The sequence below is a fragment of the Rhizobium sp. BK379 genome, assembly GCF_014193955.1.
GTDB lineage: Bacteria > Pseudomonadota > Alphaproteobacteria > Rhizobiales > Rhizobiaceae > Rhizobium.
The window spans coordinates 21,437-37,060 of sequence record NZ_JACIAD010000011.1; the positions used below are offsets into that span (position 1 = coordinate 21,437).

General features: G+C 57.1%; 10 protein-coding genes and 6 pseudogenes. 4 read left to right on the top strand and 12 right to left on the bottom strand.

Features of this window, described 5'->3' with window-relative positions; translation table 11 throughout:
- Positions 1-250 precede the first annotated feature (250 nt).
- Together FHT93_RS33580 and FHT93_RS33585 are read left to right on the top strand one after the other, a co-directional pair.
- Positions 251-595, top strand: a pseudogene (locus tag FHT93_RS33580) (DNA-binding response regulator); the annotation flags it as partial.
- 101 nt (positions 596-696) lie between these two features.
- A pseudogene (locus FHT93_RS33585) lies at positions 697-945 on the top strand (response regulator); the annotation flags it as partial.
- Positions 946-1,144: 199 nt separating this feature from the next.
- Here the strand turns inward: FHT93_RS33585 and FHT93_RS33590 are convergent.
- From FHT93_RS33590 to FHT93_RS33600, 3 genes and pseudogenes are all read right to left on the bottom strand, one after another.
- Positions 1,145-3,100, bottom strand: a complete 1,956-nt coding sequence (locus tag FHT93_RS33590; RefSeq protein ID WP_183851292.1) for an AI-2E family transporter — start codon at positions 3,098-3,100, stop codon at positions 1,145-1,147.
- A gap of 157 nt (positions 3,101-3,257) precedes the next feature.
- A pseudogene (locus FHT93_RS33595) lies at positions 3,258-3,528 on the bottom strand (alcohol dehydrogenase catalytic domain-containing protein); the annotation flags it as partial.
- A gap of 329 nt (positions 3,529-3,857) precedes the next feature.
- Positions 3,858-4,136: a hypothetical protein gene (locus FHT93_RS33600; protein WP_162710218.1), complete on the bottom strand. Its 279-nt coding sequence runs from the start codon at positions 4,134-4,136 to the stop codon at positions 3,858-3,860.
- 312 nt (positions 4,137-4,448) lie between these two features.
- Here FHT93_RS33600 and FHT93_RS35805 point away from each other — a divergent pair.
- Positions 4,449-4,789, top strand: a pseudogene (locus tag FHT93_RS35805) (hypothetical protein); the annotation flags it as partial.
- Between the two features lie 887 nt (positions 4,790-5,676).
- Here the strand turns inward: FHT93_RS35805 and FHT93_RS33605 are convergent.
- Positions 5,677-6,327 (bottom strand): annotated as a pseudogene (locus tag FHT93_RS33605) (IS3 family transposase); the annotation flags it as partial.
- 500 nt (positions 6,328-6,827) lie between these two features.
- Here FHT93_RS33605 and FHT93_RS33610 point away from each other — a divergent pair.
- Entirely contained in the window at positions 6,828-7,241 is a 414-nt protein-coding gene (locus FHT93_RS33610; RefSeq protein ID WP_112547250.1) for a response regulator, read from the top strand.
- 18 nt (positions 7,242-7,259) lie between these two features.
- Here FHT93_RS33610 and FHT93_RS33615 read toward each other — a convergent pair whose 3' ends face one another.
- The 8 genes and pseudogenes from FHT93_RS33615 to FHT93_RS33650 all read right to left on the bottom strand — a co-directional run bounded on the left by FHT93_RS33615 (position 7,260) and on the right by FHT93_RS33650 (position 15,275).
- Positions 7,260-8,516, bottom strand: coding sequence for a GAF domain-containing sensor histidine kinase (locus FHT93_RS33615; protein WP_246715765.1), 1,257 nt, complete (start codon positions 8,514-8,516; stop codon positions 7,260-7,262).
- Between the two features lie 313 nt (positions 8,517-8,829).
- Positions 8,830-9,886 (bottom strand): annotated as a pseudogene (locus FHT93_RS33620) (PHB depolymerase family esterase).
- Positions 9,887-10,021: 135 nt separating this feature from the next.
- The gene (gene amyA / locus FHT93_RS33625; RefSeq protein ID WP_112547252.1) at positions 10,022-11,509 is read right to left on the bottom strand and encodes an alpha-amylase; all 1,488 of its coding nucleotides are present in this window, start codon (positions 11,507-11,509) and stop codon (positions 10,022-10,024) included.
- 116 nt (positions 11,510-11,625) lie between these two features.
- The gene (locus FHT93_RS33630; RefSeq protein WP_112547253.1) at positions 11,626-11,988 is read right to left on the bottom strand and encodes a hypothetical protein; all 363 of its coding nucleotides are present in this window, start codon (positions 11,986-11,988) and stop codon (positions 11,626-11,628) included.
- A 90-nt stretch (positions 11,989-12,078) separates the two neighbouring features.
- Positions 12,079-12,582, bottom strand: coding sequence for a ferritin-like domain-containing protein (locus tag FHT93_RS33635; RefSeq protein ID WP_112547254.1), 504 nt, complete (start codon positions 12,580-12,582; stop codon positions 12,079-12,081).
- An 87-nt stretch (positions 12,583-12,669) separates the two neighbouring features.
- Complete coding sequence (locus tag FHT93_RS33640; RefSeq protein WP_112547255.1) at positions 12,670-13,278, bottom strand: general stress protein; 609 nt, start codon at positions 13,276-13,278, stop codon at positions 12,670-12,672.
- A gap of 29 nt (positions 13,279-13,307) precedes the next feature.
- Positions 13,308-13,625: a PepSY domain-containing protein gene (locus tag FHT93_RS33645; protein ID WP_112547256.1), complete on the bottom strand. Its 318-nt coding sequence runs from the start codon at positions 13,623-13,625 to the stop codon at positions 13,308-13,310.
- A gap of 858 nt (positions 13,626-14,483) precedes the next feature.
- Positions 14,484-15,275: an SDR family oxidoreductase gene (locus tag FHT93_RS33650; RefSeq protein ID WP_112547257.1), complete on the bottom strand. Its 792-nt coding sequence runs from the start codon at positions 15,273-15,275 to the stop codon at positions 14,484-14,486.
- Positions 15,276-15,624 lie beyond the last annotated feature (349 nt).

The following is a 15,624-nucleotide window of genomic DNA, read 5'->3' on the forward strand; positions in this document are numbered from 1 at the left end:
CGTACAGGGAAAACAAGCCCAACCGACAATGGATTGACGTCCCGAATGTTCCACCAGACCAACGAATGAACGCGCGGGAGCCAACGATGCTGGCGTCGAGTGGACGCCAGCACCACGGCCCGCTCCACATTGAGTAGTCGCTGACCCGATTTCACTCCGTGAAGCAGCGCAGGATCTTTTGAAGGCTCAGAAGACCGGACGCTTGCATATTGGCTACCGGCTGGATCTTTGAGCCGTTCCGGAAGCCGCGCTTGCACCTCTAATCCCGGTCGTGTTTCTTACGGGCCCAGGTGAAATAAAGGCTGGCGTCGACGCAAGGAAAGCAGGTGCACAGGACTTCTTGGAAAAGACCAGCTCGGCGGCGGTGCTGATGGAGGCGATCGAGCGAGCGCTAGCGCAATATGAGAGACGACGGGCCGAGCACGACCGTCTGCAGAAAGTGAGTGGCTTGATTGCGAGTCTGAGCGCGCCTGAAGCCGAAGTCTTTGGGCTTATCGTCCGTGGCCACCAGGTCATGGAGAAGATCGCCGCAAAATTGCTTGCGGAGGTCTTATTGATCGCCGCCGACATCGGTCGTACCGCGACCACAGGGTGATCGGACGCTCTTCCCCTAAGGGCAATATCAACCGACCGCCGGCACGCCTAGAGTGACGTAAACCCGCGTATGTAGCGCAATGTCACGCATGAGCGCATGAGGTGGGAAAGCTGCGCCGCACTGTCGCCGTAGTCGATGATGATACGAGCCTACGTCGAAGCGTGGGTCGGCTCCTCAATGCCTACGGATTTGCGGCTGTCGAATATGCATCGGCGGAAGCTTTTCTCCGTCACGACGTGAAAACGCCGATCGACTGTCTCGTGCTGGATATCGATCTCGGAGGCATGTCCGGCATCGAACTGCGCAAGCTGAAAGGGGCTGGAGCGAAGCTGCCGATGATCTTCATCACTCGTGGGATCCGTACTCATCGATGCAGTCAAGAAGGCGCTCGGATCGTGGGTTCGCGACTGGGGCAACCAGTTTCGAGCGAACCAGCAGCGCCGGTCGGGTTTGGAGCCCACTCCCACGGGTAGCATTGAAAGAGAACACAGTACGGGTCGGCCGTCGGTTCACATCGCGTCAAGAGCAAGCAATATTTGCCCAGCCTAACTACCCCGAAATCGTCGTTTCCGTCCCTCCGATGGAAGGCGACCTCCGTCGGGCGATCTTTCGCACTACGGTCTTGAGGCTTACAGCGGCCGAAGAGGTTAGGCCAGAACGAGCAGCCTGCGTTATCGTGATTGCCACGAAGTCTGCATCTATCTCCTTCGGATCGATCTGAGCGAAGTCCTGGCCGTTTGCTGTCGGAATGAGAACACCGACACGAAGCGCAGGCTTTAGGCGCTTGAGGCGGCGGATCATCTGGCGGGCACGGGACTTCGAATTGCCGTTAAGATACGTGACGATCGCCGTGTCGACCCCGTCGACGGGAAGTGCCAGGGATCCACGAGCAGCATGCTCGGCATAAAACGATCGCGTCGCTGCGGCGCCCTGGACTTCTAATATCTGCGAGAGCATGGCAGCGGCAGCGTCGTCCAGACCACCGCGTCCGCCGATGCACAGAAGGGAGTGGCCCTCGCCGTCAGGAAGCTCCAATTCGGCGTCTGCCGGTGACGGTTCCTCCGGCGCAGTTTCATCCTCATTCTCCTCGTCATCCGCTATATCCGACAGGTTCCCAACCAAGGACAGCGAGCTCGACGCGACCATCTCAATCTGCCTCTCCGACATCACGCCGCGCTGACGATCGAGTTCGGCCAGTAGAAGCGCCGGCATACCTACCTTGTCGTAGTACTCGACGAGATATTCCTCTTTGAGGAACTCTTCGGCATTGTCAGAAGCTTCGTTAGGATCCCCGGCCAGGAGTCGTTGATAAAGCTTTTCGTGAGGCTCCAGCACCGGCTCGTTGCCGAGCAGGACGTCAAGGAATTCGAACTGCGGAACATGTCTTCCCAGCACGACGAGGCAGACCGTCAAAGGGGTCGATAGCATAAGGCCAAGCGGACCCCAGAGCCAGGACCAAAAGATCGCCGAGATGATAATTGCCAATGGCGACAATCCCGTATGCGTCCCATAGAGCCATGGCTCCAGCACGTTGTTGCTGACCAACTCGGTAACCAGATAGAGGGTGCCAACCCAGACCACCAGTGACCATCCCGGTGCGATCGCGAGCGCGAGAAACAGCGGCAACATCATCCCGATGATTGCGCCAATGTAGGGCACAAACCGCAAAACCAGGCTCAGCAGTCCCCATAGGATTGCGTTCGGGATGCCGAGGGCCCAGAGACCGATGGTAATAGGCACGGCGTACAGCGTGTTCACCACCAATTGCATCAGCAGATATTTTCCGACCCGCGCGCCGGCATCCTGCAGCGCTGCTGTGGTTCGGTGGAGGTCGCCCAGGCCGACCAACCGGATGAACCGGTCGCGCAGCTCTTCCCGCTCGAGAAGCATGAAGATTACAAGTACCATAACCAGACCAGCGGTTGCGAACGGACTAATAAGGGGCAGCAGAAAGTTGCCCAGCGTCTGGATTGGATCGGAGCGCGTCACGATCTCGACAGGCATCGGCGTTCGGATGGTCGGCGCCTCAACTTTCGGATCCTGGCTTTCGACGGCACGGGTCTGTATTTCGGCGCCCACGCGTTCGACGGCTTTGCTAAGGTGCTCGAACACGCCGTTTCCCGCACCTGCCTGCGCCAGTGAATGCACCTTATCGACAATGTTTCGCTGATATGTCGGAATGTTCTCGGCAAGATTGGTAACCTGCGTTGCCACGACGACGCTGAATACGGTAATCGCGCAGAATGCCGACGCAACGGCCAGCAGAACGGCGGGGATCTTCGGCACAGAACGCTTGCGAAGGAAGGATACGATCGGCGCGAGTGTAAACGTCAGGAGCAGAGACAGCGCGAGCGGTACGAATATCTCTTGGCCCAGCCGAAGAATAACGGCCACGCCGATCAGGATCAGTATCGTGCGTCCGGAGAGCCGGTTGCGAAGCTCGCCATCCGGAAGTCCATGGGGTGCCGCGGACGTCGCCGCCTTTAAAAATTCTGTTCCGCTCATCAGCCACCTCCAAGCATTGCGAAGAACACCCAAGTGCCCGAAATGGACCCAAGCCCAAAGCGGGCACGGGAACAATCAGTTATACCGCAGGCTGGCCTTGAAGTCTCTGCGTTCACCCTCTTGCCTCGCCACCAGCTGCTCCGCGGTCAGCCAGGGCAACGACGATCCGGTCAGCCTTCTTCAGGCGGCCGTTCATCTGCGAGCCGGTCTCGACGACTTCGCCCATCATTTCGTGCCTGATATTATTTCCCGACTTCATCTTTGGGATGAAAATATGGAAGAGATGGGGGTCCCGAGCCGCAAATCGCGCAGCTCGTCACTTTGATGAGCGCATCACGGGGATGCTCGATTTCGGGGTCCGATACCGTGTCGCATCGGATGTCTTCCTTGCGATGCCAGACGCGCGTCGAATGTCTGCTCGATGAAATTGCCGGCCGTCCCGAACACGGCCGGGTCTACATGCCATGCCGGCTCATAGAGCGAGGATCACTCGCCGATCTGTCGGTTCCGGCACCCGTCCGAGTAGCGGCAGGGAGGTAATGCCATGACCGTAAGCACAATATGCCGATGTCACTTTCGACGTCTAAAAGTGGGAGCGTTCCCGCGATTTGTCGAGCCCGTCTCGGCAAGAGCATCCGCCAAGGGTGGCCCTATTATGTGATGATGGCGCTGGGCCTCAGATTACCAGTAATCGGCGAAACGTCACGAGCTGGTGCAACAGATGCAGTCCATCATTCACCGGATGATGGAAGCGATCTCAATGATGGCTAAAATCAGTGGAGGGATAACGCAATTCGAACTCGCTCAAAAGTCTTATGGCTTGGGCGGCAGCCGTTTCGGCCGCTTCCGAGGTTTCCTGAGCAATGACGGCCGCGTTTCGCGTTAATTCTGCGGCCAACACTTCCATTTCGTTCCAACTCGGATAGTGTCGAAGCTTAGCTACTCCCGCAGAGTATTGCAGCATCGACGCGAGCGAACGCAGGACCGACTCCCGCCGTTCAGCACTCATACTCCCCAAGGTCGATCGGGTGGACATTGTACGCTCCTATAAGGGGCTGTCCGAAAGATGACCGAGAAGTGGCGACAACCATTCTCCGGGTGAGCTTGTCATTTAAGTAGGGCGTTCGCTGCTTGTTGCAAGCCTTGGCTTCAATACCTCACCGGAACACAAAGCCCGTTCATCGATTGGCTAGCAACTTTTGTGGAATATTTTCCCGGAATATTCTGATTTAATGGCCGCCATCGGTATTTATTGGGAGTAGGCTGGAGAACAAATCTCTTCGCACGGCGCATAATAACGCGCATTTCACACGCGACCGAGGAACCCCTGACAGCTATACTCCCCCCGATGCCCCACGAAACGGGTGATCCATCTCTAGATCAGATAAGGGGGCAGGTTGAACGAATCCTGACCAGTACAGAGTTAAGACTGCAGCTGCGGGCGAGAAGATTTCTGCAATTCGTCGTCGAGGAAACCCTTGATGGCAGGCAGGGTACCTGAAGGCAGTGACGATCGCTCAACTTGTGTTCGGTCGGGATGCATCCTTCGATGCACAGGCCGACTTCTGTTTCCGAATCGAAGCAAGTCGGATCCGCCGCGAGTTGGAGCGATACTACCTGCTTCAGGGCTCGGAAGATGACATTGTCCTTACCGTTCCCAAAGGGACATACATTCCAAGCTTTCGGGTGCGAAATATGCTTAGGCAGGAAGCTTCTGTGTCGAGAAAGCCTCAGCCCATGCCTGTGCATTCGGTCTCGAAACGCAAGTCGATTTGGAGCCATGGCGTTGGTTCGCTGCATCACTGACTATCTTGGCTGTTGTCATGGCCCAGACGTTGATTTGGCTGGTCGGGCGGGGCTCGGCGACCACAACGACAATTTTTCGATCCTAGTCAAAACGTTTGGGCCAATACGCCAAGGCGGGGTAGTGTCGCTCCTATCCCGAAGTCTTTCCTTTGAGGTTGTGAGCAAGCTGATGCCATTCAAGAAGCTTGTCGTAAAGGCAGATGGGACGCGCTCCAGAAGGGAGGACGTAGGAACATCCAGCCACGCGCCGAAACATCACCGTCGAATTTTCGGACAGACCTTCGATTGCTGAATTTTATATCCTCTCCTTTTCTCAAACTCGCCCCGCCTGGCAAGCAAGCAGACCTTGCGGGTATTCATTCTCGCTCAAATGAGGACGGCCTTCGAGGATCAGCCGAATTGATTCGCTAATACATGTGCTCTGTGAGCCTACTGTCTAGCTTGGCCGTTTGGTACCTGTTCCGGCATCTAAGCTTCTCGGAGCCCCCCACACCCCTGGGAGGGCTCCTTTTGATGAGGTGTGGTGGCAAGATCAATGGGTCGCTCACTTTCGACCAGGCCCAGCTGAAGATCTTGCCTGCAACGTCGGATTGGATTTTCAGTAATGGCTCCACGCCCAAGTCAGCTTCGTAGCTTTCAGCCCAAACAACAGTACCATCCGCAAGCCTCACCAACCGAGCCGACGACCTTACTTTCTTCACTCGGTTAGGACGCTGCCCTGGAGTAGATAATGAACCGCCCCGGATCTACCGGAGACCGTTTGGTTTAAGTTATGCGGCCATGGCTGGTGCGTCCAGCATGGCGTAATATCGTTCTTCGGCCTCGGCAGGTGGAATGTTTCCGATGGGCTCAAGAAGACGCCTGTTGTTGAACCAATCTACCCATTCCAGCGTGGCGAACTCCACGGCTTCGAAGTTTCGCCACGGTCCTCGCCGATGGATGACCTCGGCCTTGTAAAGACCATTGATCGTTTCGGCGAGAGCGTTGTCATAACTGTCGCCGACACTCCCGACAGACGGCTCGATGCCAGCTTCCGCCAGCCGTTCGGAATAGCGAATGGACACATATTGCGATCCGCGGTCGGAATGATGAACCAGCCCGCCACGATGGACGGGCCGCCGATCATGCAGTGCCTGGTCGAGGGCATCGAGAACGAAGCCCGCATGGGCAGTCCGGCTTGCTCGCCAACCGACGATGCGGCGAGCGAAGGCATCGATCACGAACGCGACGTAAACGAAGCCCTGCCAAGTGGCCACATACGTGAAATCAGAAAGCCAGAGCATGTTCGGCGCAGGCGCGAAGAAGTGTCGGTTCACCCGGTCGAGCGGGCATGGGCCGGTCTTGTCACTGATCGTCGTGTCGATCGGCTTGCCACGAATTATGCCCTGCAGCCCCATTGCCCTCATAAGCCGAGCAACAGTGGTGGTGATAGTAGCCCTGGTCTTCTAGTCTGGACGTGGGGGTGCCAGGGGCTATCCTTGCGGTGGCGATGCTGGCCACTCCCAAAATCGTCTGCGATGGAATATGGCCTGCTCCCATCGGACACTTTCTCAGCGGTGACGAATAAAGGCGCAACAGACCTGGGCCGAACAGAAGAAAAAGGGGATCCCGATGCAATGCGCTCGCTGATCCCGCTGAGGTTAATCCGCAGCGACATTTCCCTGTGAAACGTTGCGGGGGCTGAGAGAAGAACCGCTCCATCTCTCATGCGGCGTTTGTTCTGTGGGGTCGTTCTGAACTTGCCCGGCCGGGCATCGTCGGCGCCCTCAACAAGCTTGTTTCCAACACGAGAAACGCTTGCGTATGGGCTACAAAGGACGGGAAATCCTATCACCTCGATTTGCATCACCTCAACATCTCTAATTACTTTCGAAATTATATCAAAAGTTGGAACAAGCTTTCACGGATCGTGTTAGTGCGTATGGATAAAGACCGATTCGACAAGATCGCCGAACCCATAGCACTCGTCGTGGATGACGAGCCATTGATACGTATGGATACTGCCGACTTCATTTCAGAAGCAGGATATTACGTCGTGGAAGCGGATACGGCCGACGAGGCTTTCGCTTTTCTCGAAAAATACAGCTTCCTCCAGCTGCTGTTCACCGACGTGCAGACCGGTGGAGATCTTGATGGTTTCGAATTGGCCAGGACGGTCGCCGAGCGGTGGCCAGACATAAAGGTGATCGTCGCATCGGGAGCAAGGATGCCCCAAGAGGGTGATCTCCCAAGCAATGCGAGTTTTGTTCAAAAGCCGTTTTCTGCCGCGACCCTTCTCGAAGCACTGCAAGAGCACTTTCCACATGAAGTAAGCAAGACCCGAGATAAGAGCTGATACTTGGTGCAGGGCGCGTTAGCCGTTTGAGAGACCTCCACTGGCTGATTGTAAAGGCATCGTGAATATGAACCGGGTCTCTGAGTCGTCCGACGTAACAGAAAGCTTCCCGCCATGTACCCTGGCGATCTCGCTTGCTATGTACAATCCAAGCCCGAGACCCTGTTGGCTGCCTCTGACATCACCGCGGAAGAACGGCCTAAACAGCGTTGTCTTCACCTGATCTGAAATTGGTTCGCCAGCGTTGGCGACCCAGAGCTCTAGGCGACCTCCAGTTGTCGTCGCACCAATTTGAATTGGCTTTGCGCTGTCGCCATGGGTAACCGCATTCCCGATCAGGTTCGAAAGAAGTTGGGACATACGGGGATGATCGCAACGGACGTCGCGATCTAGTTCGAAATTGCTCCGAATATCCAGATGCGGATGGACCGATCGGATCTCCTCGACAACATTTTCCAGAACGGGACGTAGCGGCGCCTCCGAAACGACGTCTAACTTAAGTCCGTCGCCGAGGCGCGCTCTGGCGAAATCAAGCACATTGTCAACGAGATCGCGCATACGGATGGCACTCGACTGCATAAGACCAAGAACGTTGCGGTCCTCCACGCTCATCTCTTCCGTGCGACCTAAGCGCCTGATTCCCGCCATCATCGAAGCAATTGGATTTCGCAGATCGTGTCCAAGCACGGCGACGAACTGCTCTCGAACCACCGAGAGCTCGCGCTCCTCGGCGAGCTCGACCTGAGCCTGGACAAGATCGGCATTGTTATCCAGATTATTCGCAATCAGCTTGGCGAAGAGCCGGAACATGCCGATCGTCTCGGGATTGTCGACCTTATGAGGTGCCGGATCGATGGCGCAGAGCGTTCCGAAAAAACTTCCGTCACGACGGATGATCGGAACGGAAATGTAGCTTTTCAGGCCGTAGATCGCAGGCGTGTGATGGTTGCGGTATTGCGGGCTTTCATCGACATCGTCGATGACTACGAGATCATGACTTTGGCGGATCTCGTGACAAATCGTCGATTCGACCTTGAGTTCGCCGCCAGCCTTCAGCCCGAAATCGACATCGTCGAGTACCGCGCAGGCAACCCAGCGGCTGTCGGTGACGCGAGCGACGGCCGCAAAGCCCATGTGGGTTGTCTTGCAGATGACTTCGAGGATCGTGGGTACCTCGACCATCTGGCCGATGGCCTGCAGGTCTACCTGGAGATCATCCATGGCATCGCTCCTTCTATAATCTTTCCTCTTAAAGCTTCGGCGGCAGGAAGTCATTGCAATAAGACATAGGCTACATGGAGGATGAGGTGACGATCAAGAAGGACAAAGTGACGTCCGTCGATCCTCCGAATTTGGCGTGAGTGCAACGCCATCTTTTTGGCTCGATCACATCCATCGCGGTGGCCTTGCCGGGCAGCAGCTCCGCCGGCAAGCTCTTGTGATGGGCCGACCGGTGCTGCACCGGCACAGCCGCATGCCGGTATCCGCTAAATGGTGGTAAAGAAGCTTTTGATGGTCCCAAAGCCGCCGCCTGATGCTGACGGTGAGAAGATGTTCCGATCCGCCAGCGCCGGGAACTGTTATTTCATCAGGCTGCACTGCGAAGAGCATTTTCGATTGTCGTTCGGACAAAGTCGCTTGTACCAACGTCATGCGGGGCTATCCGCGCCGCCGCCGAAGGTTTCTGCTTTTCCGCCGCTCAAATGATGGGGTCAAACCCCAATCACGAGCAATCGTCCGCGTCGATGAAATGCCGATGTCGAGCATGTAAGCCCTGCTCTCGCCGTAGCCGCTCGAAACGTCGAGAGGCGTGCCATGACCCATGCCGGAAATCCTGTACAACTCGATCGCGTCACGCCCCGAACTGTCCTTCCAAATGAGATGTTCATGCCCGGCAGCGACATCACAAACGGGTTCTGTGACGCCATGCACGCCTTTCCACTGATCAACAATCGCACGTCCGTTCGCGTCGTCGACCGTACGGTCCGATGTGCCATGCCAGACGGACACAGTTGGCCATGGCCCCTTGTGCGTTGAGGCGGGCAGGAGGATGACTTAAAGAGCCGAAGCCGAAGGAAGGGCATGTCCGCGCATTCGATCGAAGGCTTGCGGGACTGTCGACGCCGTGCCGTATGGAATCCCCGCGATGATAGCCCCCCTGCAAACATTTCCGGATAAGCGGCAAGCAGCGCGTTCGCCATCGCGCCACCGGCCGACAGTCCCGTGATGTAGACCCGCTTGGGATCGACGCCATGATCGGAAACCATGCTTTCGATCATCTCCCGGATCGAGCGCACTTCACCCTCGTCGCGCGTCATATCGGCTGCGACAAACCAGTTGAAGCAGAGGTTTGCGTTGTTCTCCCGTGATTGCTCCGGGAAGAGAACCGCAAATCCAAAGTCATCGGCCAGCTTCGACCAGCCCGAACCCTGATCATACCCTGATGCAGTTTGTGTGCATCCATGCAAGATGACGACCAGCGCAGGAGCAGGTTGTCCATCGTCTGGCACCTGGTATCAAGCCGAAAGATTGCCCGGATTTTTCCCGTGAGATTTCAGTTTCTTCAAGGCACTACTTGGAGAATTAGGCTGTGGTATCGCGCGGTAGCGCGCCAGGCGTTCGATCGTATCGGAAATGCTGCGCATAAAGCGATGCTCCGGTTGGCGCGGAATGCCTGATGACGCCCCGTCAGCGTAATGTAATGCTGCTTGCACAATTACAAGCGAGCCCGATCGGGTCCGAGGGAGCGTTCGTTGCGGGGGGCGCAAGGTCTACCGGTTTCAGCTGCCATCCACACGAACCCAAACGCTCAGGCTACCGCCATTTGTCGGGAAGGTTGCCTGACCTGCGTCGTCGATGGTGATTGTTTCCCCGTGATGGCCAAGAAAATCCATGAAAGTGACGCCGCGGTGCTCGATACCGACGCCCACCACTTTCTCGGCTGCTCCGCCGTTTGACATGACGACGACGCAGCCGGGCGCTTGCGCGCTGCCATGCCGTACGAAACCGACGCATGAGGCATCATCGAACAGATCGGTCTGAGGCCCGTTGGCAAAGCGTGCACGCGCCTCGATCAGTTGCGAGAGGCAGTCGATGACCGGCATGTCGATCTCGGTCTTGCTGTCGTCGTCCTGTTCAACTGTGTATTGGGCGCCGTAGAGGTCCGGATAGAAAATGCATGGCACGCCTTGTTCACGCAAAAGGATCAGCGCGTAGGCGAGGGGTTTGAACCAGGGTTCCACCGCCGCCTCGAGTGCCTGCCCAAGCTGCGTGTCGTGGTTGTCGACGATGGTGACCGCATGTCCGGGCATTGCAGCAACGAGCGATCCGTCAAAAATCGTGCGCATATCGAAGGCCTCACCAGCAAGCGATGCCTCATGAAAGCGATGATGAAGTGCCACGTCGAAGAGCATCAACTGCTTGTCCACGAGATCGAGATAGTTCTTCAGGACATCCATATCTGGATGCCAGTATTCGGCGACCACGAACAGGTCCGGGTTGATCTGATCGCGCATGTGGCCGACCCAATCCTTGAAAAACCAGGCGGGGATGTGCTTGACCGCGTCGAGTCGAAAGCCGTCGACAGGCACCTGGTCAGGAAGCCATCGGCCCCAGTATTTGAGTTCCTCGCTGACTGCTGCGTTTCGGAACTCGACATTCGCACCCATCAGAAAATCGAAGTTGCCAAGTTCATCATCGACCTGGTCGTTCCACTCGCCGTCGCCATACTCGTTAACGAGGCGGAAAATGCCCTTTTCGTTGGGTTGCTCGATTACATCGACGCCACTGAAACACGTCATGTCCCAGATAAAGTTCGAATACTTGTCCTGGCGCCCAGGGAAGGTAAAGCGAGTGTAGGCAAGCGCATCGAACTGTTCGTCCTCGATCTGAAGCCGGTCCTCTTCGTTCACGCGACGAACTTGGACACGCTCTTTCTCGTCGGCGCCCATCTTATGATTGAGGACGACATCATGGATGACACGCATACCGTTGTTCTTGAGGCTATGGCAGGCCCTTTGCAGCGCGGCGCGATCCCCGTACTTCGTGGCGACCGTCCCTTTCTGGTCGAACTCACCGATATCGAACAGGTCATAGGTGTCATACCCGACCGAATAGCCGCCCGAGGCGCCTTTGTATGCCGGCGGCAGCCAAACGTCGGTGATGCCCATGGCGGCAAGGCTTTCGGCCTTGTCTTCCACTTCTTTCCAGAGACAGCCGCCATCGGGATAGTACCAGTGGAAGAATTGAAGGAGGGTTCGCGGTGTCATGGATTTGGCTTTCGGGAAGGATGTTCAGATGCAAATCATCGATTGGATCGGCGAGGTGGCAGGCACGTTCGCGCGGACGCTATCGGGCGCGGCAGCCATGCCGCGCCCATCGTCGCTCATTTCGGTTGCGGCGATTTCAAGGTAGCCTTCAAATCCTTGAGCTCGGCATCCTGTCGAGCCGCCGCCTGTTCGAGACCATCTCGATAGGAAGAATTGGTCTCGGCGATAATCCTGTTTAACTCCGTGATCTGGCCCTGCAGCTCATAAGGCATGCAGGCCAATGTTATCGTATCCCCGGTAGCTGTCGCCGCCCGTCTCATCACGGACGCGCTCTCTTTCCAACTCTCGTTAAAGGCGTTGGCCCGATCGACCGGCGCAACGCCCGAAAGCTGCAGGACCATCGTCGTCAGCGGCCCTACCGCCGCCCCAGATGCGCCTTCGCTTAACTCGACGATGCTGATATCCCGAAACTCGGTCATTGGAACGGTCCTTCCTTCAGCTGTCCGAATTGCCTTGGCCGGTCACCGCGACGACAGGCAGTGACCGGCCGTAACGCGGCTGCGTCAGATTCAGGCAGCCTTCTCGGTGTTCTGATTGACGACCTTCGTTGCAATGGACGTCAGAGCAAGGTCGGTCGCCTGCTCTTCGTCGAGCGTTGTCTGAAGGAGCTTGGCGGCATCCTTCATGCCCAACTCGAGCGCCCAAGTACGCAACGTCCCATAGCGTGACATCTCGTAGTGTTCGACTGCCTGGGCTACCGCAAGAAGGCCGGCATCGAGGGCTGGCGCGCCGGCATACTCATCCATGATCTCCGCGCCTTCCTTGACGATGCCCATCATCGCGTCGCAGGTCTTCTGCTCCGGCTTCTTGCCGATGAGCTTGAAGACATCTTCGAGACGGGTAACGTGCACCTTGGTTTCGGCGAGATGTTTCGTGAAAGCGTCCTTGAGCTGCTTGCTCTTGGCGGCCTCATGCATCTTCGGAAGGGTCGCAACGATCTTATGTTCGGCGAAATAGACGTCCTTCAAGGTATCGTGAAACAGGACGTTGAGGGTTTTGGATTGCTTGGTCATGATTGGCTCCTTGGGTTTGGAATAACTTATGTGGGATCACATTTCCGGCCGCATTCACTGGTGCCCGGAGACAGCCGTGAGTTGTGATCAAACTGCCGGAGGGCGACGGTAGCGGTCACGTTCCCGTTCGATCTGCTCTGGCCCGTATGGATCGAGCGTGTCGTCGAAACGTGTCCAGCCTTGCGCGTTGTAGGAAGCCCGGCGTTCTGCAGGATCGACCCAGTTCGAACGTTTCAGGATTGCTTGGGCTTCAGGCGCAAGAGCATCATCCACCTTGGCCGTGACCAGGGTGCCGCCGCGACGCACGCCTTCCGCGTAGAGGTTGGCGTCGTCCTCGGATACGCCCGAGCCTGTCAAGGCCCCGATCAGTCCGCCGGCTGCGCCGCCGGTTACTGCACCTGCAACGGCCCCAACTGCGGTTGCCGCAAGCCAGCCGGCGGCAACCACTGGACCAACACCAGGAATGGCCATGATGCCGAGCCCGGTCAAAAGACCGCCGGCGCCACCGACAACGGCACCGAGGCCTGCGCCCGATTCTGCGCCGGTCGCGGCACCCGACTCCCTGTCGGAATGGCGCTCGTCCGCGTTGTTGGAAACGATACTGATATCGTTCGAGGGAACGCCGGTTGCTTCAAGCGCGCTGACGGCGGAGCTTGCATCGGTATAGTCGTCGAAAAGTCCAGTAATGGTTTTCATAAAAGTATCCTTCGGATTCGTGAGTTGAGTTATTTCGCGACAACGTTGCCTTGATAATCGAGGGCGACCATGACGGCCTTGCCGTCCTTCATGCCGGCCGCCATCCAGATGCCGCTGTCGTCTTTCTTGAGGTCCTTGACCTCCGAATAACCGGCCTTCTCGATCCTGTCCTTGGCTTGAGCCTCGGTGAAGCTGTTCGCGCCCGCGACGGGTGCGGTCGGGTTCTTCGTGCCTGGCGTCGCGACCGCCGGATTTCCGGCATCAGTCGACGGGGCGGGAGTCGTTTGCGCAACAGCCGCCAGTGCCGAGGCTCCGACGAGCGCCGCGGCCAGGATCATATTTTTCATTGAGGATCTTCGCTTTCTCTGACCGGGTTCACACGGCCGTGAACAGACAACCGGTTCAGCCGGTTTAAGTTCCGTGTTTGAACTGGGTATCTGTCATAAACGAGAAACAAATAAAGCTCTTGATAATGCTGTCGAAAGAATAGCTTGTAAATATTACTGAGGAGAACGACATGATCGAATTCAAATCGGTCAACGGCAGCGACGAGCGATTAAGGGAATCGCTAAGCAGTTCATAACGCTAGACGCTGAAATGGCATCACCCAACATTAAGGAAACGAAGCACGCCGAACTCAATACGCTTTACCGTAAGTTGAGTGCCAAACGTGAGGCTTTGGCCTTGTCATAGTCACGCGAAGCGCGGGTATCCAGCTGAAAGTCTTGGCGATGAAAATCCGACGTCAGGGTTGATAAGATCATCTCGTTCTCGCGACTGGGATACCAAGCACTTCGACCTGCTTGCGGAACATGTCGAGGGGATTGAACGCTCCCTCCGATCCGCCACGATAGGCGATGCGTTGCTCTGGCCTCGCCTGGCAGCCGCTTTCAGCGACTGCGCGAAGATCTTTGGTCCGCCCACATCAATGATGTGATCGAGCCGTGTCCGTCCGTCATTTCAAGCACCGACGTCGACCATTCCGGCATGCGCCTATGATTGATCCTGGCAGCCGCGCCGAGCACTTTTGCGCGCTTTAGCCTTTCGTCGCTGCTAGATGTGACAATGACACGCGCGCCGCTGAAAGGTCGCCTTCACCTAATTCCGCGACAACCCCGCGGCGGTAAGAACGCCGCGGTGGCTTGAGAGAAGAAAGCCCCATCTCCGGTGGGGCTTTGTATCGCTTGGGGTGATGCGTTCACGTCTTAAAGCGTGTCGATAAGGCCGCCGTCCACCCGCATTGAAGCGCCGGTGGTCGCCGATGCTAATGGTGAGGCCAGATAAGTCACGATGTTCGCGATCTCCTCGACGCTCGCGGCGCGTTGAATGAGAGAGCTGCTCCGGTGTTGCTTGACGAAGTCGGCGGCGACCTCCTCGATCGACTTGCCCGTCTTTTCGCGCTCATCGGCAAGCATTGCCTCGACGCCTTCCGAGAGAGTGGGGCCAGGAAGAACGGAGTTCACGGTCACTCCGGTGCCCGCCATTCGCTTGGCGAGCCCGCGGGCGACGGCGATGTCGGCCGTCTTGCTGACGCCGTAGTGGATCATCTCGACTGGAATGTTGAAACCTGATTCTGACGCGATGAAGATGACCCGGCCCCAGTTCGCCTTCTGCATTCCCGGCAGATAAGCTCGCGACAGTCGAACTGCGGACATGACGTTCACCTGCCAGTGCCGGTCCCAGACCTCGTCCGCGGTGTCGAAGAAATCACTTGGTTGGAAAATACCAGCATTGTTGATGAGGATGTCCACATGAGGCAACTTCGCTACAAGCGTTGCGCAGCCTTCGGCGGAGGCGAGATCTGCCGCCGCTGCCGTGACGCCCCCCTTGGCGCCTTCGCTCTTCAGCCGCTCGGCGGCCCTCACGGTCTTTTCCTCGGATCTGCCGTTGACGACGACGTCAGCGCCCGCTCTAGCGAGCTGTCGGGCGATCGCATAGCCAATGCCTTCCGTAGATCCTGTCACCAGGGCGGTCTTTCCTTTGAGATCGATCTGCATAGTTCTGCTCCTGTAAAGTTGGACGCCATTAATGGTTGCACGCACGGCGGGCGATGACGAGGTCGCTGCCGACAATAGAGGACGCGTCGTCAGCTGCGAAGAAGATGGTCGCCCTTCGCCGTCCCCTTGGTTAGAAGGGCGGCTTTGTTTGCAAGTCTGAACATGATGGACTTCTTTGCCTTATTGAGACGGCCTCGATGCGGGGGTCGATGACGTTGATTTACTGCCGGAGATCTGTTCGAATTAGTAGGCCGAAGGCAATTCTGCTGTTCGGCGTCGCCGAACAACCCCAATCGCCCTTTGTCCTTTGCACGCCGGCCTTCCACTGTCGCCGTAATGAAAGAAGGAT